Annotated in this window: 10 protein-coding genes; 7 read left to right on the top strand and 3 right to left on the bottom strand. The window is 69.1% G+C overall.

Features of this window, described 5'->3' with window-relative positions; translation table 11 throughout:
* Nucleotides 1-13: 13 nt before the first annotated feature.
* Together P9849_RS11315 and P9849_RS11310 are read left to right on the top strand one after the other, a co-directional pair.
* Nucleotides 14-3,568, top strand: coding sequence for an ATP-dependent DNA helicase (locus tag P9849_RS11315; protein WP_278266890.1), 3,555 nt, complete (start codon nucleotides 14-16; stop codon nucleotides 3,566-3,568).
* Nucleotides 3,565-6,993 carry an ATP-dependent DNA helicase gene (locus P9849_RS11310; protein WP_278266889.1) on the top strand — a complete coding sequence of 1,143 codons (3,429 nt, stop codon included), beginning with the start codon at nucleotides 3,565-3,567 and terminating at the stop codon, nucleotides 6,991-6,993. Before P9849_RS11315 ends, P9849_RS11310 begins: the two co-directional genes overlap by 4 nt.
* Nucleotides 6,994-7,034: 41 nt before the next feature.
* Here P9849_RS11310 and P9849_RS16225 read toward each other — a convergent pair whose 3' ends face one another.
* Complete coding sequence (locus P9849_RS16225) at nucleotides 7,035-8,531, bottom strand: phosphotransferase (protein WP_347567898.1); 1,497 nt, start codon at nucleotides 8,529-8,531, stop codon at nucleotides 7,035-7,037.
* 89 nt (nucleotides 8,532-8,620) lie between these two features.
* Here P9849_RS16225 and nudC point away from each other — a divergent pair, with 89 nt between their 5' ends.
* The 3 genes from nudC (at nucleotide 8,621) to P9849_RS11290 (ending at nucleotide 12,627) form a co-directional block, all read left to right on the top strand.
* Nucleotides 8,621-9,673, top strand: coding sequence for an NAD(+) diphosphatase (gene nudC / locus P9849_RS11300; protein ID WP_278266888.1), 1,053 nt, complete (start codon nucleotides 8,621-8,623; stop codon nucleotides 9,671-9,673).
* Nucleotides 9,674-9,931: 258 nt separating this feature from the next.
* Nucleotides 9,932-12,067 carry an ATP-dependent DNA helicase UvrD2 gene (locus P9849_RS11295; RefSeq protein WP_278266887.1) on the top strand — a complete coding sequence of 712 codons (2,136 nt, stop codon included), beginning with the start codon at nucleotides 9,932-9,934 and terminating at the stop codon, nucleotides 12,065-12,067.
* A complete protein-coding gene (locus tag P9849_RS11290; RefSeq protein WP_278266886.1) occupies nucleotides 12,064-12,627 on the top strand; it encodes a M48 family metallopeptidase in 564 nt (187 codons plus the stop codon). The genes P9849_RS11295 and P9849_RS11290 overlap by 4 nt, the downstream gene beginning before the upstream one ends.
* Before the next feature lie 135 nt (nucleotides 12,628-12,762).
* Here the strand turns inward: P9849_RS11290 and P9849_RS11285 are convergent, their stop codons facing one another.
* Nucleotides 12,763-13,329, bottom strand: a complete 567-nt coding sequence (locus P9849_RS11285) for a hypothetical protein (RefSeq protein ID WP_278266885.1) — start codon at nucleotides 13,327-13,329, stop codon at nucleotides 12,763-12,765.
* Nucleotides 13,330-13,557: 228 nt separating this feature from the next.
* The gene (locus P9849_RS11280) at nucleotides 13,558-14,997 is read right to left on the bottom strand and encodes a zinc-dependent metalloprotease (protein ID WP_278266884.1); all 1,440 of its coding nucleotides are present in this window, start codon (nucleotides 14,995-14,997) and stop codon (nucleotides 13,558-13,560) included.
* A gap of 166 nt (nucleotides 14,998-15,163) precedes the next feature.
* On the opposite strand from P9849_RS11280, the gene P9849_RS11275 reads away from it, so the two are divergent.
* Both P9849_RS11275 and P9849_RS11270 read left to right on the top strand, forming a co-directional pair.
* Nucleotides 15,164-16,294 (top strand): PDZ domain-containing protein, encoded by a 1,131-nt coding sequence (locus tag P9849_RS11275; protein WP_278266883.1) that lies wholly within the window; start codon nucleotides 15,164-15,166, stop codon nucleotides 16,292-16,294.
* A 233-nt stretch (nucleotides 16,295-16,527) separates the two neighbouring features.
* Nucleotides 16,528-19,515 carry a UPF0182 family protein gene (locus tag P9849_RS11270; RefSeq protein ID WP_278266882.1) on the top strand — a complete coding sequence of 996 codons (2,988 nt, stop codon included), beginning with the start codon at nucleotides 16,528-16,530 and terminating at the stop codon, nucleotides 19,513-19,515.
* Nucleotides 19,516-19,552 lie beyond the last annotated feature (37 nt).

Raw genomic sequence — 19,552 nt, 5'->3', positions numbered from 1 at the left:
TGGAATGGTTCGCGTGACGGAACAGATCTCAGGACGGCAGTCCGCGGCAGTCCGCGGCGCACGGCCCACGCTGCTGCCCCCTCTGCGGGTGGCGGGCGCCCGGCCGGAGCTGAGCCCGGACCAGCAGGCCGTGGTGGATCTCCCTCAGGGGAGTGGGCCGGTGATCCTGTGGGGAGCGCCCGGCACCGGAAAGTCGACCACGCTGGTGGAAGCGGCCGTGCGGCGGGTGGACGCCGATGAGGTGGACCCGGAGCGTGTCCTCGTCCTGGCTCCGAGCCGTGTGGCTGCCACCCGTCTGCGGGACTCCCTGACAGCCCGGCTGGGCAGGAGCCTCGGCACCACCCCGGCGCGGAGCTGGGCGGCGTACGCCTTCGACGTGATCCGCCGTGCCCACGCCGAAGGGGCGATCGCCCTGGACGGGCCGCCCCGCCTGCTGTCCGGGCCGGAGCAGGACCAGGTCATCAAGGAATTGCTGGACGGCGCACAGGAGATGCCCGGCGCCGGCGTCCGATGGCCTCGGGACCTCGAGGCCGCGCTGCCCACCCGCGGCTTCCGGCAGGAGGTCCGGGAACTCTTCGACCGGCTGATCGAGCACGACGGCGGCGCGGAGGATCTGGAAGAGCTGGCCGGAGAGGTGGGGCGGCCGGAATGGCTGGCCGCCGCCCGTTTCTACCGTGAGTACCGGGATGTCATGGACCTGCGGAACGCCGGGGCCTTCGACCCCGCGGGGATCATCTCCGCCGCACGATCGGTGTTCGCAGGATCTCCAGGGTTCCTGGCTGCGGAGCGGGAACGCCTGCAGCTGATCCTGGTGGACGACCTCCACGAATCCAACCGCTCGGTGTACGAGTTCTTCCTCGACCTGGCGCAGGGCAAGGACGTCATCGCGACGGTCTGCCCTGACACCGCCGTCCAAGGATTCCGTGGAGCCCGGCCTGACCTGGTGGCCCGGGTCGCTGAGGAGCTCGGCGCGGAGACGTCCGGCGCGGACGGGAAGGGCGTCCTGAACCGTGAACTCACCACGTCGCACCGCCTGACCCGGCAGCTGGCCGAGGTGTACGAGCGGGCCGCCGCCCGGGTGCCCCGCGGCGCGGACGCGTCCTGGGCCCGCACGCTTGAAACCCGCACGCTCGAAGCCCGCACGCTGGAAACCGCAGCGCCGCGCTCAGGTGAGGATGGGACAGATCCTGCCTCCACAACGACTGCGGTGACTGATGGACGGAAGCCGCCGGTCACCGGAGCCGTGTTCCGCGGGAGCGGCCATGAACTGAGGTTCCTGGCCTCGGAGATCAAGTCCGAGCACCTCAAAGGGAAGAGGAGCCTCGAGGATCTCGCCGTGGTGGTCCGCAACGGTGCGGAGGTCTCACGTGTTCAGCGATTTCTCCTCGCCCAAGGCATCCCGGTGCGCGTGTCCCTTGGTGAGACGGCCGTCCGGGACGAGCTCGCGGTGCGACCGCTGCTGGACGTCCTGGGCGTGATTCTGGACCAACTCGCACTGGACCCCGAACGTGCCGTGGAACTTCTGTCCTCGCGGGTGGGAGGGGCCTCCAGTCTCGACATCCGGCGGCTGCGGCAGAGGCTGCGCCATGAAGAACTGATCGCCGGGGGCACGCGGGGCAGCGACGATCTGCTGGTCGAGGCGCTGGGGGATCCGGGCTGGTTGGAGTCGCTGGGCATCGTGGCTCGCCATGCCTTCCGGATCGCCCGGATGCTCGCGGACGGCAGGAGAGCCGCCGAGGAGCAGGCCGCCAATGGTGAGACCGTGCTCTGGGCCATCTGGAAGGCCTCCCGCCTTGCTGATCCCTGGGCGGAGACCGCTCTCGAATCCGGCACGGCCGGCGCACGCGCGGACCGCGACCTGGACGCCGTCATGGCGCTGTTCGAAAGCGCCGAGCGTTTCGCCACGCAGTTCCCCGGGTCGGGCGCGGCGCAGTTCTACGACTACCTGACCGCGCAGGAACTTCCGATGGACACCCTCACGGCTCGGCCTCCCGTCGAGGAGGCTGTGGAGGTTCTGACGCCTGCCGGAGCCGCCGGACGCGAGTGGCCCGTGGTCTTCATCGCGGGCCTCCAGGAGGGTACCTGGCCCAACACCAGGCTCCGGGGTGAGCTGCTGGGCAACACGCTGCTCGCGGACGCCATGGAACATGGCCCTGTCGTCGCCTTGCAGCAGGGACCTGGGGAGCGGCTCCGGGCCATCCGCACCGATGAGCTCCGGACCTTCGTCGCGGCACTCAGCAGGGCCTCCGAGCGGCTGGTGCTGACGGCCGTCGAGGATGAGGAGTCACGTTCCTCGGCCTTCCTGGAGCTGGCCGTTCCTGGCGCCTCGGACGAGGTGGGGACCCAGGCCATCCGTTCCCTCGATCTGCGCTCACTCGTCGCGGAGCTGCGGCGCACCGCGGAGGAGTATCATGCGGGGTCAGGTTCCGGGGAAGGACTGTCGCGATCCGGCGTTCCGTCCGCCGGTCGTGAGAGTGCCGGCCCGTCCACCGGGTCTCTCAACGCCCCACTTCGGGACGCTGTGCCTCACGACGCACGTCCTCACGGCGCACGTCCTCACGACGCCGCAGCAGCCGTCGCCCGGGATGCGGCCCAGGTGCTGGCTCTGCTCTCCCGCCACGACGTCCCCGGCGCCCACCCCGCGCAGTGGTGGGGGCTGGCGCCGGCCAGCACCGAGGACGATCTCGTCCCGGACGGTGGCACGGTGGTGGTGTCGCCGTCGAAGGTGGAGAAGGCCAGCAAATCGCCGCTCGAATGGTTCGTCCCGGCCGCCGGCGGAGAGGCGCACACGGACTTCGCCAGGAGCCTGGGGACATTGATTCACGCCATCGCGGCAGAACTCCCGGACGGCACGCTCGACCAGTACAGGGAACTGCTCGACCGTCGCTGGCCCGAACTGGGCCTTCCGGAAGGCTGGGAGAACGACGCGCTTCGGCGACGTGCGGACCTGATGCTCTTCAAGCTCGCCAGTTACGTCGCATCCCTCAAGGGCACAGGAACCACGGGCACGGGACGGTCGCTCGCGGCGGTCGAGATCGACTTCACCGTGGACCTCGCGGAGCCACTGGAGTTCGTGCCGGAGGGGGAGACCACGGCCAGGAAGCTGCACACCAGGATCAGAGGCCAGATCGACCGGCTGGAGGTGGACTCCCAGGGCGGCGCTTACGTCGTCGACTTGAAGACCGGGAAGTCCAAGCCCCGGAAGGAGGACATCATCCAGCACGCCCAGCTCGGCACGTATCAGGCCGCCATCAATGCGGGGGCTTTCGAGAACGGCGCCCGTCAGGAGGATCCCTCAGCCGGGTCCAGGACCGTCCCACCGATCAACTGGAGTGGTGGCGCGGCCCTGGTGCAGCTCGGCGACACCACCAAAGGATTCACCGAGCAGCAGCAGCCGCAGCTGGGCCCGGAAGACGGCTGGGCGATGGACTTGGTCCACCAGGCGGCCATCGCCATGGCAGGTCACGCATTCGAGGCCCGGCACGATTCGGCGGGGACGCCGTTCGGCGGTTGCAAGACGCCGGAAGTCTGCCCGCTGTGCCACTCGGGAAGGCAGGTCACGGAATGACGGAAACCACCGCGGCGATCATCTCGCCGGAGGAACTGGCCACCCTGCTCGGCGGCAACACCCCCACGGAGGAGCAGTCCCGCATCATCGCGGCGCCCCTTGAGCCGCTCTTGGTGATCGCCGGTGCAGGGTCGGGCAAGACCGCCACCATGACCGACCGGGTCGTGTGGCTCGTCGCCAACGGACTGGTCAGTCCCGAGGAGGTCCTCGGCGTCACGTTCACGCGCAAGGCGGCGGGGGAACTCGCCCATCGGGTCCGGAAAGCGCTCCAGCAGTTCGCCCAGGTCAATCAGCGGCTCGGGATCGCTCCTGTGCAACTGGCGGTGGACGAGCTCCACGAACCACGGGTTTCCACGTACCACTCCTATGCGAACTCCCTCGTCGCGGACTTCGGCCTGCGCCTCGGGATCGAGCGGGACGTCACCCTGATGGGTCCGGCGCAGGCCTGGCAGCTCGCCAGCCAGGTGGTCGAAAGCTATGACGGTCCCATGGAGTACGTTGAGGCCGCGAAATCGAGCCTGGTCAACGGCGTCCTGAAACTCGCGGGAGAGTGTGCCGAGCATCTCCGCCCCGCGGTGCCGGGTGCACTGGCCGGGTCCTCGCAGCGCGTCAGCGTGGAGGAGTGGGTGGCGGATCTTCTCTCGCAGTATGAGGCGCTGCCCCCGAAGGTCGCAGGACGTGCGGCGGAGACTGCGGCGAGGTCGCTCCAGACCAAGTTCCGCACCCGGGTGGCCCTGGCCCGCATGGTGGGCCGTTATGCCGAGGTCAAGCGGCAGCGTGGCTTGCTGGACTATGGCGATCTGGTGGCTCTCGCCGCCACGATTGCCCAGGACGTCCCGCAGGCCCGGCAACTGGAGCGGGACCGGAGCAGGGTCGTGATCCTGGACGAGTTCCAGGACACGTCCCATGCGCAGATGGTCCTGTTCTCGGAGCTGTTCGGCGAAGGCCATGCGGTCACCGCGGTCGGCGATCCGAACCAGTCGATCTACGGCTTCCGCGGCGCCTCCGCGGGCCAGCTCTTCCGCTTCACCGAGGCATTCCCTCGACGGCGGCCCGACGGCGGTTTCGAACCGTCCGGCACGGCCTACCTCACCACCGCCTGGCGCAACGGCGAACGGATCCTGGAAGTCGCGAACCGGGTGGCAGGTCCGCTCTCCTCCGCGTCGGGGACCGCGAGCGTCCCGGAACTCAGGCCCCGTCCGGGGGCTCCTGCCGGGGCGGTCGTGCTGGCCCGTTTCACCGACCAGTACAGCGAGGCTGCGGCGCTCGCCGACGATGTGCTGTCCCTGCGCGCTCCCGGACGGCCCGCCCGCACGATGGCGGTCCTGTGCCGGAAGCGGTCTCAGATGCTCCCGGTCCAGGAAGCCCTGGAAATGCGGGGGATCCCGTATGAGGTGATCGGCCTGGGAGGCCTGCTGGAGACGCCGGAGATCATGGACCTCACGGCCACCCTCCACGTGCTGGCTGATCCCGGACGGTCGGACAAGCTCATGCGCCTGATGGCGGGGGCGCGCTGGCGGATCGGGCCGGCCGACCTCATGGCGCTGCAGGAGTGGTCCTCCCAGCTGGCGCGGCGTCGGTCCTCCCGGATCCGAGCGGACGCGGAGGAACCGGACGAGGACAGCGCTCTGACCCCGGACCCGGTCGACGACTCGAGCCTGATCGAAGGACTCGACTTCCTGCCGACACCGGGCTGGGTGTCTTCCGCCGGGCGGTCCTTGAGCCCTCTCGGTCAGCAGCGTCTGGAACGGCTGTCCGAGGAACTCCGGCGACTCCGGGGACACCTGGGCCATGAACTCGTGGATCTGATCGCCGAAGTGGAACGGGCCATGCTCCTGGACATCGAGGTGGAGGCGCGGGCTGGGCGGAGCCTCCATTCCGCGCGCCGGAATCTCGAAGCCTTCACGGATCAGGTGCTGCAGTTCAACCGCAGCAACGAGCGGGTGGACCTCCTCGCGTTCCTGTCCTGGCTCGAAGCCGCGGCGCGCGAGGAGAACGGGCTTGCGGCAGCTCCTCCTGAACCGGATCCCGAAGCCGTGCAGATCCTGACCGTGCACGCCTCCAAGGGCCTGGAATGGGACGCGGTCTTCGTGCCCGGTCTCAACACGAAGGATTTCCCGTCGGAGCGGGCCGCGCACTGGGATGTCGAGATCGACACCTTGCCGTGGCCCCTGCGCGGTGATCATGCCAGCCTTCCCCTGTGGGACACCACAGAGGCGGGCCAGGCCGAATGGACCCGCAGCGCCAAGCAGTTCGCCGAGGAGGCGAAGGTGCACGCCGTCCGTGAGGAGCGGCGGCTCGCCTATGTGGCGTACACCCGGGCCAAGGATCTGCTCTGGGTGTCGAGCCATGCGTACGCCACGGCCGGCTCGCTGCGCCCGATGTCGGACTTCCTCGCGGAACTGCTCCCGCTCGCTGAGGACGAGGACTTCCCCGAAGTGCAGCTCCACGGACTCAGCGTCGGGGAAGAGGACATCCCGGATGCCAATCCGCTGACGGCGCAGACCCGTCGCTCGCCCTGGCCGTACGACCCGCTCGAGGGCCCCCTCGACGGCGAGACCGGACAGCGCAGAAGCATGGTTCCGGGGCGTCGAGCCGCTCTGGAGGCGTCCGCTCACGCCGTGCTCGCCGCACTCGAACCGAGCGGTGAGGACCGTCCCGGGCGATCCGGACTCGCGACGTCTGAACCTGACGGGCAGCACGACGTCCTCACGCCAGACCCCGACCACGCGCCACTCTCCGTCCGCACGCCACAGGGCGAAGCCTGGCTCGAGGATGCCGAGCTCCTGCTGGCGGCCCAGCAGCGGCAGCCCCGGCGGCATGAGGTCCGGCTGCCCGCGCACATCTCGGCCTCGACCCTGGTGGAACTGGGCACGGATGCCGAGGCGGTGGCACGCAGGCTCCGGCGTCCGGTTCCCCGGGAGCCGGGCCAGGCCGCCCGGAAGGGCACGGTGTTCCACGGCTGGGTGGAGGAGTTTTTCGGACAGGCAGGCATGCTGGACCTCGACGAGCCCCTGAGCGAGGACGCCGCATTCGACACCGCGCTCGGTCTCGATGAGCTGGTGGCGCGGTTCAAGGCCTCGGACTGGGCCCACCGCACTCCGGCGTACCTGGAGGCGCCGGTCGAGACGTCGGTCGGACCTCTCGTGGTCCGGGGACGGATCGACGCCGTGTTCCGCGACGCCGACGGCGGGTGGGACCTCGTCGACTGGAAGACCGGCAGGGCGCCACGGGACGCGCAGGACCTGGCCAGGAAGTCAGTCCAGCTGGCGGTCTACCGGCTGGCGTGGTCACGGTTGCGAGGAGTTCCCCTGGACTCGGTCAGGGCGGCCTTCTACTACGTGGCCGACGATCAAGAGATCAGGCCGCATGACCTCGCGGATGCGGAGGAACTGGAAAGGATCGTCAGCGATGCGCTCGGCTGAGCGTGACAGAGGCTGCGGTGGGCCGTGGTGCGGCCTGCCGGTCAGCCTTCCTGCTTGATGACCGGCAGGGCCGTGGTCTCGACGCCGGCCTGCGAGTCGCGGGCTTCGTCCTCGCGCTCGGACGGGGATGCCGCCTCCTCGGAGGGTGCGCCGTCCAACGGTTCCGCACCGACAGGGGCGGCTTCCGAGGAATGCCCGGAGCCCGGGACCGAGGGAGTACCGGGTACATCGGCGCCGGCGCCCTTGGCCTCGTCGGCACCGGCATGGTCCCGGTTGCCGTTCACGGCGCCGGCGCCCTCGCTGTCGCGTGCAGTGGCACCGGCCTCCGGATCCGCCGAAGACTCGGACGGAGACGGCACCACGGACAGGCGAGGGGCGTTCCCTTCGTGGACGTCCTCGTCCGCCCCACCGCTCGTGGCCTTCGTGGCCTCCGCTGCGGCGGTTCCGGAGATCGACGTCACGGTGACCTTGGACCCCTGGCCGGTCACCGGGGCGGCTCCGGAGCCGTCCTCGTCACGCTCCCGCTTCAGACGCGCGGACTCCTCGGCGGCCTCGGCCGCGTCAGCCTCGGCCGCTGCTTCCTCCGCCTCCTCGAGTTCGCGGGCCGCGGCCTCGCTCGCCCGGATGTCCGAGGCGAGATCGGCCAGCATGGTCTCCGCCTCGCCGATCACGGCGGCGTCGTTCTTGGCCAGGCCCCTCATGAGGTACTGCGCCAGCGCGAACTCCGCGGAGAGTGCGGCGCGTCGCAGCAGATGCGGGTCCGGGACCTGCCCGGCCGGGCCGGGCAGCGCATCGCGGTAGTGGTGCAGAACGGCGTCCACGAAGGAGGTGTCATGGGAGGCGACGAGCCAGGCGAAGTCGTCCGCCGGATCGCCGATGTGCAGATCGGTCCAGCCGGTCACGGCAGTGACCTTGCCGTCGTCGAACAGCAGGTTGTCTTCGTGCAGATCGCCGTGCACCACCGAGGCGTTGAAGCGCCACAGCGTCACATCCTCCAGCGCGTGCTCCCAGCGCAGCAGGAGCTCGGCGGGGATCTTCCCGCTGGTGGCGGCCTGATCCAGTTCGTTCAAGCGGCGCTGCCGGAACTCGTTGGCGCTGTAACGGGGAAGGTCGGCGCGGTCCACGACGTCCTGCGGAAGGGCGTGGATGGCGGCCAGGACGGAGGCGACCTCTTTCGCCGCGGCGTCCCCGGACCGTTCGAGCTGCTCCAGCGGGAACGACTGCCCAGCGACGTGGGTGTAGACGAACGTGCTGAGCGGGCCCCGTCGGACGCAGCCGAGCACGGTCGGGATGCGGAACGGCAGCTCGGCACGCAGAGCCGCCGGGAAGGCACGGAGGATGGCGAATTCGCTCTCGAGCCGGGCACTGGCTTCTTCGTGGCGAGGCGAACGGACGCGCCAGCGCTGTTCGTCTTCGCCGAAGAGCAGGGCGGCGTCAAAGTCTGCGGGGTCGTCAAGATCGGCCCGGACGGCGGTGGGGGAGATGCCGGGCACTGCAGCGGCGGCCAGGGCTGCCAGTTCGAGGGGGGAGCGCTTCACATCTTCCACCGTAGAGGGGTGTGCACCCGACTGTCCCCAGCACGGGCGGCGAGTCGCCAATCCCGGAAGGCAGTGGGTACGGTTGAGGCATGCATTCCCCCGGGCTTTCCACCACTTCCGCAGGCCTGCTCTCGCCGACGGTTCTCGGGACGCCTCCGGCCCTCATGGACCGCATGTCCGGTGAGAGAGCGAGGCCGGAAGCTCTGGCGGCGCTCCGCGAGGACCCCGCCACGCGATACCTGCTCCTGGCCCGCCGCAGCACCCCCGTTCTGGCCGAGGAGGACAGCCAGCGGCTCGTCTTCCTGTCGTCTGCCGAGGTCGACGCTCTGGGTCCGGTGCGGGTCCTGCAGGAGATCCACCTGGGCCGCGTGCTCCCGACGCGCGACGACGCCGACCCGGCTACCGGGTCCGGCGACGGTCCGCTGCCGGCGGGGACCGCCGTCGTCGCCCTCGTGCTGAGCGAACCTCTCGCCGCGGACAGTCCCGCACTTCCCGCGGGAGCGGTGTGGCGTGGCTACCGCGAGAGCGGCGCGTGGCTCTCTCCTCTCGAATCGGAGCTGTTCATCGAGGCGCAGGCGATCGCGGGGTGGCATGAAGGCCACGGATTCTGCCCCCGCTGCGGAACCCCGACCGAGATCGAGCAGAGTGGCTGGGTGCGTCGCTGCCCCCGGGAGAACGTGGAGATCTTCCCGCGGATGGATCCCGCCATCATCGTGAGTGTCGTGGGTCCGGACGGGCGGATCCTGCTGGGCGGCGGTGGCCCGGCCGATGGCAAAGGACATTCGGTGCTGGCAGGCTTCGTCGATCCGGGGGAGTCGCTCGAACAGGCGGTCGTCCGTGAACTGGGCGAGGAGGTCGCGGTCGAGGTGGACGCGGTCCAGTATCTCGGGTCGCAGTCGTGGCCGTTCCCGGCCTCCCTCATGCTGGGTTTCACCGCACGGACCAGGAGCAGCGATGCCCGGCCGGACGGCGTCGAGGTGACTCACGCCCGCTGGTTCACCCGTGAGGAACTGCAGGATTCGGTCCTGGCCGGCACGGTGATCATCCCCAGCCGGTTGTCGATCGCGAGGAACCTGATCGAACATTGGTATGGCGGTGAGGTGATGGAGCCCCCGGCGCCGCCGGTGAGCGTGCGGAGCTGAGCGGGGCGGGCACGCACCGCCAAGCCACCCCGCAAACCATCAGGCCCAGACCATCAGGCCCAGACCACCGGCCCAGACAACCTGCCCAGGCCACCCGCCCGGGCCGCAGCACCACCGCCTGACCCTGGCCCCACCTGACTCGGGAAGGGCGCAAGACCGGGCGCGGGCCCCGGGCCGACTCAAGACCTGGCCCGCAGCAAGATCCGGCCCGATGCAAGACCTGGCACGACGCATGACTCGGCACCTCGTGGTGCCGCAGTGACTGAAGGAGCAGACACCCTGGACGTGGAGAACGGCAGCAGCCTCGAGGAACGGATTCTCGGAGGCCTGGATGCGGAACAGCGAGCGGTCGCGACCACGCTGACCGGGCCGCTGTGTGTCCTGGCGGGCGCCGGGACCGGTAAGACGCGCGCCATCACGCATCGCATCGCGTACGGCGTCCACTCCGGGGTCTACACCCCGCAGCGACTTCTCGCGGTGACGTTCACCGCCCGTGCAGCCGCGGAGATGCGCAGCCGTCTGCGGGACCTCGGCGTCCCCGCGGTGCAGGCCCGCACCTTCCACGCGGCGGCGCTCCGCCAGTTGCAGTATTTCTGGCCCCAGGCGATCGGTGGCTCGGTCCCGCAGCTCCTGGACCACAAGGCCGGTCTCATCGCCGAATCGGCCCGCAGGCTGCGCCTCACCGTGGACCGGGCCGCGGTGCGGGACATCGCGGCCGAGATCGAGTGGGCCAAGGTGTCCATGCTGACCCCGGCCAACTACCTCGCCCGCGCCCAGGGCCGCGGTGAGCCGGGCGGCCTGGAGCTGCCCGCCGTCGCGCGCATCTTCGAGGCGTACGAAGAGGTGAAGACGGACCGCAACATCATCGACTTCGAGGACGTCCTGCTCATCACGGTGGGCATCCTGGAAGAGGATCCCAAGGTGGCCGCGACGGTGCGCGACCAGTACCGGCACTTCGTGGTGGACGAATACCAGGACGTCTCGCCCCTCCAGGAACGGCTGCTCCAGCTGTGGCTCGGAGGCCGCGAGGAACTATGCGTCGTGGGCGATGCCAGCCAGACCATCTACTCGTTCACCGGCGCGACGCCGCGGCATCTCCTCGACTTCCCGAAGACCTACCCGCAGGCGCAGGTGGTGCGCCTGATCCGCGATTACCGTTCCACGCCGGAGGTGGTGAAGCTCGCGAACACCCTCCTGCGGAGCCGCCCGTCAGGTGGTCCGGAGGCCGACAAGGTCTGGGCGAAGCCCCTGGAACTCGTGGCGCAGAGGCCGCACGCCGCGGAACCGGTGTTCATCGAGTGCCCCGACGACGAGGCGGAGTCGGCGGTCGTGGCCGAACGCATCTCGACGCTCATCGCGGCCGGCACCCCCGCGGCCCAGATCGCCGTCCTGTTCCGCACCAATGGACAGTCCGAGGCGTTCGAGCAGGCCCTGTCCGCCCGGGACATCCCGTATCAGCTCCGCGGCGGGGAACGGTTCTTCCAGCGCCGCGAAGTGCGCGAAGGGATGCTGCAGCTGCGCGCCGCAGCCCGCGCCGACTCGACCCGCGGCGCCGCCGTTCCCGGGACCGTGGCGGACGTCCTCTCGAGCCTGGGCTACACGTCCGAGGCGCCGGTCGGTGGCGGCGCCGTCCGGGAGCGCTGGGAATCCCTGGCGGCCCTGGTCAATCTGGCACAGGATCTGGCGAACAGCCGCGGGGAGGATTTTTCCCTGCTCGACTTCGTGACGGAACTCCAGGAACGGGCCACGGCCCAGCACGCCCCGACGGTGCAGGGTGTCACCCTCGCCTCGCTGCACTCCGCCAAGGGCCTCGAATGGGACGCCGTGTTCCTGGTGGGCATGAGCGAAGGACTCATGCCGATCTCCTTCGCCGAGACCCCGTCCGACGTCGATGAGGAACGACGGCTGCTCTACGTGGGCATCACGCGTGCGCGGACCGACCTCTGCTTCACCTGGTCCACCGCGCGCACCCCGGGCGGCCGCGCACACCGCAAGCCCTCCCGCTTCCTCGACGCGCTGCGGCCCGGCGGCAACGGCAGCACGGTGCGCGAATCCGCGACCCGTCTCCGCAAGAACCGCGTCAAGGCCGTCGCGACCCAGTGCAAGGTGTGTGGCACGCAGCTCACCACCGGCCCGGAGCGGAAGGTCGGCCGCTGTGTCGACTGCCCGCCGTCGCTGGACGAGAAGCTGTTCGAGGCGCTGCGCGAGTGGCGCAAGGCGGAGGCGTCGTCGGCGGACGTCCCGGCCTATGTGGTCTTCACCGATGCGACCCTCACGCTGATCGCGGAGGAGAAGCCGGAGACCATGGAGGCGCTCGCGGTGCTCTCCGGTGTGGGGCAGCGCAAACTCGAGAAGTACGGTGAGGCCGTGCTGAAGGTGGTGGCGGCTCAATGAGCCGTGCGGGTCAAGCGGAGCAGCCCCGGTTCGCACCGGACGGGACCCCCGTGGTGGTGCGCCGCTCGGCCCGCCGCAAGCGCACCGTGAGCGCGTTCTGGGAAGGCGGGACCGTCGTCGTCGCCATCCCGGCGCGCTTCACCCACGCTCAGGAGGACGAATGGGTGCAGAAGATGCTGCTCCGCCTCCAGTCGCGGGAAGCCTCCGGCAAGGCAGCAGGCCGGAACGACGACGAGCTCGCCGAGCGCGCCCGGCTCCTGTCCCAGCGGTACTTAGGCGGCCAGGCGCGGCCGAGCAGCGTGCGCTGGGTCAGCAACCAGAATTCGCGATGGGGTTCCGCCACCCCGGCGGACCGTTCCATCCGCCTGTCCGACAAGCTTCAGGGCATGCCGGACTGGGTGGTCGACTACGTCCTGGTGCACGAGCTGACGCATCTGCTCGTGGCGGGACACGGCCCGGACTTCTGGAAGCTGTGTTCGGCCTACCCCGATCTGGAGAAGGCGAAGGCGTTCCTCTCCGGCGTCGCGTACGCGCAGTCGAGGGGCCTCACCGAGGACTGAGGACGGTGTTGATCTTGTCCACACCGTCACCTATCGTTGAAGTGTCTCCCCATCGTGGTGGGTGAGGAAGTGAGCCTCAGGAGTTCCTGCCGTATGACAGGGCCTGGGGCTTCGCGTTTTCCCGGACTGCCCTGTTCAGGCAGGAAGGCGATGGATTTCCGCGAGCGAGATCAATTCCGAGTAGGCGGTTTGCGGCACGGTCTCACCGTGGGCCACCACGCCGCAGAGGACGTCGGCCGCCCACAGCAATGGCTCACGAGGGCCTGCGCAATGCTCCATTCTCAGAGTTCCGTCGATGATGCGGCGCGAGCGGAGCATCTGAAGCATGGCCAGATCGCGCCGGTCGTCGGCTGGTCCACGGGATTCCACCACGACGAGCGTCACTTCCAGCGCCCGCAACTCGAACAGGAGCCGTTCAAGGCAGAGGCGGCGCTGGCGTTCCTGCGTGTGTCCAGAGTGCTGCGACCGGATCACGACGCACCCCGTTGCTGGAAGCTCCGCCATCGCCTTCACTATGGCGAGACGGGCGGAGTCATTCGAGTCGCGCCAATGGAGCTTCTTGGCCTTCTTCGGCTTGAGCCCGGACACCTGTCTCCGGGCCTCGTCCAGATCGTCTGAGTGGAGCACCACAGCGGCCAGGATGTAGGTGGCGCCCCCAGGGACGGCGAGCATGGACTCATCGACGAACGCGACTCGGGTCACCGCATCTCCCGCTCCTGGTCAAGGCGTGGTCAAGGCCTGGGCAGGGCATCGGCCGCCCAGAGGGTTTTCGATTCCCGATCCTAGTGGCGAGGGCTGACACGTGATGTCGAACGGTTCTGAAATCGCAGGGTCCTCAGGCGCTGACCGGCCAGAGCCATGGGGGGCGTGGTCCTTCAGGACCACGCCCCCACGGGGATTGAGCGACCGGCGCCCACGGGCATCAGCGACTCACGCCCCGGGCTTGCCGTCCTCGTCGGACGGCCCTTCGGCGGGACCATCCGTGGACTCGTCCGTCGACCCCTCGGCCGGCTCGTCGAATCCGCCGGAGAGCAGCTTCTCGATCGCGTCGTCCACCTCGGCGTCGCTCGCCTCGGCCAGCTGACGGCGGGCGCCGAACCCCTGGGGGTCGTTGAGATCCTCGGTGGTCGGGATGAGGTCGGGGTGCTTCCACACGGCGTCGCGGCCTTCGGTCCCGCGTTCCTCCTTCAGCGCGGCCCACAGGGCGGCGGCCTCACGGAGGCGGCGGGGACGGAGTTCCAGGCCCACCAGCGAGGAGAATGCGTGCTCGGCCGGGCCACCGGTCGCACGACGACGGCGGACGGTCTCGCGCAGCGCGGGCGCGGTGCTCAGCACCCCTTCCAGGGCTTCCGTGGTCACTTCGTCCACCCAGCCCTCGATCAGGGCGAGGGCCGTCTCCAGCTTGTCGAGCGCGGCCTGCTGGGCAGGGGTCCGCTCCGGCATGAACACGCCTTCCTGGAGCGCGGCCTGCAGGGACTCGGGGTTGGACGGGTCGACATCCTGAGCCAGGTCCTGGATGCGCGAGACGTCGATGTGGATGCCGCGCGCGTAGTCCTCAATGGCGCCCAGGACGTAGCCGCGCAGCCACGGCACGGAGGTGAAGAGGCGGGCATGGGCGGCTTCGCGGACACCGAGGTAGATCCGGACGTCCTCAGCGGGGATCTCCAGACCCTCGCCGAATGCCGCGATGTTCGTGGGCAGCAGAGCCATCTCGAGATCGGCCAGCGGAATGCCGATCTCGGTGGAGCCGACCACTTCGGTGGCCAGCGAGCCGATCGCCTGGCCGAGCTGCATCGCGAAGATGGCGCCGCCCATGTTCTGCAGCATCGAGCCGGCCCCGCCCATCATGCCGCCGAGGCCCTGGAGCTTGAGCTCCTCGGGCAGGTTCTGCGTCATCGCGTCGGTGAGGGCCTTGGCGACACTGTTGGCCACGGGCTCCGTCAGGCGGCGCCAGGTCGGCATGGTGGCTTCGACCCACTCGGCCCGGGACCAGGCCTTGCCGATGATGTTCGGCTCGGGGAAGTCGGTGACCTTGTTGAGCCACAGGTCCGCGAGGCGCAGAGTCTGATCGACGTCGCGCTGCTCGACGGAGCTCGGGGTGGGGTCGCTCGACTGCGCGGCGACGTTGCGTGCAGTGTCGTGGGCCAGCTTCCAGTTCACGGGGCCGTCCGAGCTGGACGACAGCATGGCCTGGACCTGCTGGAACATGGAGGCCAGGAACTGGGGGTCGTCCGGCAGACCGCTGGCCTTGGCGAACTCCTGGGCGTCGAAGCCCTCCGGAGCAGCACCTCCCATGAGTCGCCGCAGCATCTCCTGAAACTGGTCCTGGGGATCCTCGCCGGGGTTGTTCGTGTTGGGCTCGTTGCTCATGGTCCACCGATCTTTCCTGGGCCTTTTCCTTCACGGTACCCCTGCCCAGGCACCCCTGTCGCCGGTGCCGATGGCGGTTTCGCTGAGGGCAAAGCAGGGTCCGCGGCGGGGACACTCAGTTTCGCCGCCTACCCTTGAGTGAGCACCGTTGATCCGGAAGGAAACCATGAGCGAGCAGTTCCCGGCGACCCCGCCGGCGCAGCCCTATTCGATGCCGGCACCGCCGGAGGGCACGCCCGGACGGCGGCGCCGTCGTCGTTTTCCGATCGGCGCGGTGATCTGGGGACTGTTCTTCGTGGTGCTGGCGCTGGGCTCGCTCGTCCCGCTGCCGTACGTGATCGAATCCCCGGGTCCGACGTACAACACGATCGGCACCGTCGAGGACAAGAAGGTCATCCAGATCACCGGGCACGAGAGCTTCCCGGCTCAGGGTGATCTCGACCTCACCACCGTCTACGTCTCGGGTGGCCCCGGCGGCCGCGTGACCGGATTCGAGCTGATCCAGGCGTTCATGGATCCGTCCAAGGCGGTCTACGACGAGGACCAGATCTTCCCCAAGGGCGTCACCAAGGAGCAGAACCAGAAGGAGAACGCCCAGGCCATGACCAGCTCCCAGGAGAACGCCACCGCGGCGGCCCTGGGCGCGCTGAAGATCCCGTTCCAGCAGAAGCTCACGGTGGGCGGCTTCACCGAGGACTCTCCGGCCGAGGGAAAGCTGAAGGACGGCGACGTCCTCCTGAGTATCGACGGGAAGCCTTCCACCTCGATGACCGCCGTCCGTGACGCGCTCGCCGCGTCGAACGGCAATGAGGTCTCGGTCCAGGTGCAGCGCGGCGCGGACAAGCCGACCGTCCGCTTCGCGCCGGTCAAGGACAAGGACGGCCGCTACCTCATGGGCATCGGGCTGGCCTTCTCCTTCGACTTCCCGTTCAAGGTCCAGTACCAGCTGGACCAGGTGGGCGGTCCGAGCGCGGGCCTGATGTTCACCCTGGGTCTCATCGATTCGCTGACGCCGGGGGACCTGACCGGCGGCAAGCACATCGCCGGCACCGGCACCATCACGCCGGACGGCCAGGTGGGCCCGATCGGCGGCATCGCCCAGAAGATGCACGGCGCCCGTTCGGCCGGCGCGGGCCTCTTCCTGGCTCCGGCCGCCAACTGCGACGAAGTGGTGGGGCACATCCCGGACGGGCTGGAGGTCGTCAAGGTGAACACCGTGTCCGACGCCCGCACCGCGGTGGAGACCTACGCCAAGGGCGGTGACCTCGCCGCCCTGCCGCACTGCACGGCAGGCTGAGTGCCCGACGGCGCGTGGCCGGGCACGCGCCCGGCTTTGCACGGGGTGTCGTGCCACGTCATCCGGCCGGCCGCGCGGGAACGGCCCGGGCAGGCGCGGGGCCGGGGGAGTTAGGCTGAAGGCGGGGAACCTCACGGCCGATCCGTTCGTGGAACAGGTGTGACGGGTCCCCCGTCCATCACCGCAGCGAAACTTCCATCGAGGTACTGAGCGTGTCAGGAACACCCCATCCCATGTCAGCCCCCGGGCCCCGCAGGCGACGCGGAGCCTTCGTGCCAACACTCATCGTGGTGGCCGCACTCGTGGCCGGCTTCGTCTTCTTCGCCAATGTCTGGACCGATGTCCTCTGGTACCAGCAGCTCGGGTTCATCGGGGTCTTCGTGACCCAGAACCTGGCGCGGATCGGAGTCTTCCTGGCCGTGTTCCTCCTCATGGGACTGGCCGTCTACTTCTCCATCCGGGTGGCCTATCGCGCCCGCCCGGTGTACGCGCCTGATCAGGCCGCCCAGGACAATCTGGGCCGCTACCAGGCTCAGTTGGAACCGGTCCGCCGGGCCGTGATGATCGGCCTGCCGGCGGTCCTCGGCCTCTTCGCAGGCACCGCGGCGATGGGTCAGTGGCCCAAGGTCCTGCTGTTCTTCAACCAGGAGTCCTTCGGTCAGACCGACCCTCAGTTCAACCTGGACCTGGGTTTCTACGTCTTCTCGCTGCCATTCCTCGGCTTCCTGCTGTCCCTGCTCATGAGCATCGTCGCCGTGGCGGGACTCGCGGGTCTGCTGACCCACTACCTCTACGGCGCGATCCGGATCCAGCCGCGAGGCGTGTTCTTCAGCCACGCCGCACGCCTGCAGCTCGGCATCACGATCGCCGTCTTCCTCCTCCTGCTCGCCGCGAACTACTGGCTCGGCCGCTACACCACCGTGCAGAACCCGAACGTCGGCCGCTGGGCCGGTGCGCTGTACACCGATGTGAACGCCGTGGTGCCCACCCGGTCGATCCTGGCTGTCGCCGCGGCGATCGTGGCCGTGCTGTTCATCGTGGCCGCGATCATCGGCAAGTGGCGTCTGCCGGTCATCGGCACCGCCATGCTGATCATCACCTCGCTGCTCGCCGGCGGCCTGTACCCGTGGGTCATCCAGCAGTTCCAGGTGCGTCCGTCGGAGCAGACTCTGGAGAAGGAGTTCATCCAGCGGAACATCGACGCCACCCGCGCCGCCTATGGCCTCGACAAGATCAAGGTCAACGAGTACAAGGCCACCACGACCGCGACTCAGGGCGCGCTCCGGAATGACGCGGAGACCGCGGCGAGCATTCGTCTGCTGGACCCGAACCTGGTCTCGGCGTCGTTCGGCCAGCTCGAGCAGTACCGCCCGTACTACCAGTTCCCGGGCACTCTCAACGTGGACCGCTACAAGATCAACGGCAAGGTCCAGGACACCGTGATCGCCTTGCGTGAGCTGAACCCGGACGGGCTGAACGCCGACCAGCAGTCCTGGTACAACAAGCACATCGTCTACACGCACGGCTACGGCGTCGTGGCGGCCAAGGGCAACAAGTTCACCTCGGACGGCAAGCCGGACTTCCTGCAGTCGGGCATCCCGAGCACCGGCGTGTTCGGTGATGACAGCAAGTACCAGCCCCGCATCTACTTCGGCGAGAATTCGCCCGAGTACTCGATCGTCGGCGCCCCTCAGGGCGCCCCTCACCGGGAGCAGGACCGCCCGGCCAGCAAGGACGGCGGCGAGACCCAGTACACCTTCACGGGCAACGGCGGCCCCAACGTGGGCAATCCGCTCAACAAGCTGCTGTACGCCATCAAGTTCCAGTCCTCGGACCTGCTGCTCTCCGACGGCGTGAACGCCGATTCGCAGATCCTCTACGACCGGAACCCGCGCGACCGCGTCGAGAAGGTGGCTCCGTACCTGACCATCGACGGCAACGCCTATCCCGCCGTGGTGGACGGCCGGGTGAAGTGGATCGTCGACGGCTACACCACCAGCAGCGATCTGCCGTACTCGCAGTCGCAGCAGCTGGACTCCGCGACCCGTGATTCCCAGACCGCGGCCGGCCGGCTCGCGGCGCTGCCCGGTGAGTCGGTGAACTACATCCGCAACTCGGTCAAGGCCACGGTGGACGCCTATGACGGTTCCGTCTCCCTGTACGCGTGGGATGACCAGGACCCGATCCTCAAGGCATGGCAGAAGGTCTTCCCCAGCACGGTGAAGCCGCTGTCCGAGATGTCCGGCGACCTGATCAGCCACGTCCGGTACCCCGAAGACCTCTTCAAGGTCCAGCGGGAACTTCTGGGCCGGTACCACGTGACCGACGCCGACGGGTTCTACAAGAACAACGACGCGTGGAGCGTGCCGAACGACCCGACGATCAAGGGCAACGACGTCGCACCCGTGAAGCAGCCGCCGTACTACATGTCGATGCAGATGCCGGGTGAGTCCAGCACGGCCTTCCGCCTCACGAGCACCTTCATCCCGCAGACCGTCGGCGGCAACGCCCGCAACGTGCTCTACGGCTTCCTGGCCGCCAATGGCGACGCCGGGGACAAGGCGGGTGTGAAGGATCCCAAGTACGGTGAGCTCGAGCTGCTCAGGCTGCCCACCGACACCCTGGTCCCGGGTCCGGGTCAGGCTCAGAACAAGTTCGACTCGGATCCGAACGTCTCGCGTGAGCTGAACCTGCTGCGGCAAGGCGCCTCCTCCGTGGTCAGCGGCAACCTGCTCACGGTTCCCATGGGCGGCGGTCTGCTTTACGTGCAGCCGGTCTACCTGAAGTCCACCGGCAGCACGGCGTACCCCACGCTCCAGCGCGTGCTGGTGGCGTTCGGTGACCAGGTCGGCTTCGCTCCGACGCTGGATGCCGCGCTCGATCAGCTGTTCGGCGGCAACTCGGGCACCAAGGCCGGTGACGCCGCGAACAACAACGGCAACTCCGGGGGCACCGGCTCCGGTTCGTCCTCGGGCAGCTCCGGCGGCAATGGCGGGGGCACGGCTCCCGCTCCGGGCCTGAAGGCGGCGCTGGACGACGCCAAGAAGGCGATCGACGCCGGCCAGGCGGCCCTGAAGAACGGCGACTTCGCGACCTACGGCGAGCAGCAGAAGAAGCTGCAGGACGCGCTGAACCGGGCCCTGGCCGCCGAGGGCGCTCAGGGCGGGGCGACGCCCAGCCCGTCGCCGTCGTCGAGCCCCTCGCCGAGCACGGGGAAGTAGCCGGAAGCCGCCCCGCGTCGCGTATCGCGGCAGGTGA

It is taken from the genome of Arthrobacter sp. Y-9, assembly GCF_029690065.1.
GTDB lineage: Bacteria > Actinomycetota > Actinomycetes > Actinomycetales > Micrococcaceae > Arthrobacter_E.
The sequence above is the reverse complement of the archived record's forward strand: the minus strand, read 5'-3'. Positions and strand labels throughout refer to the sequence as shown.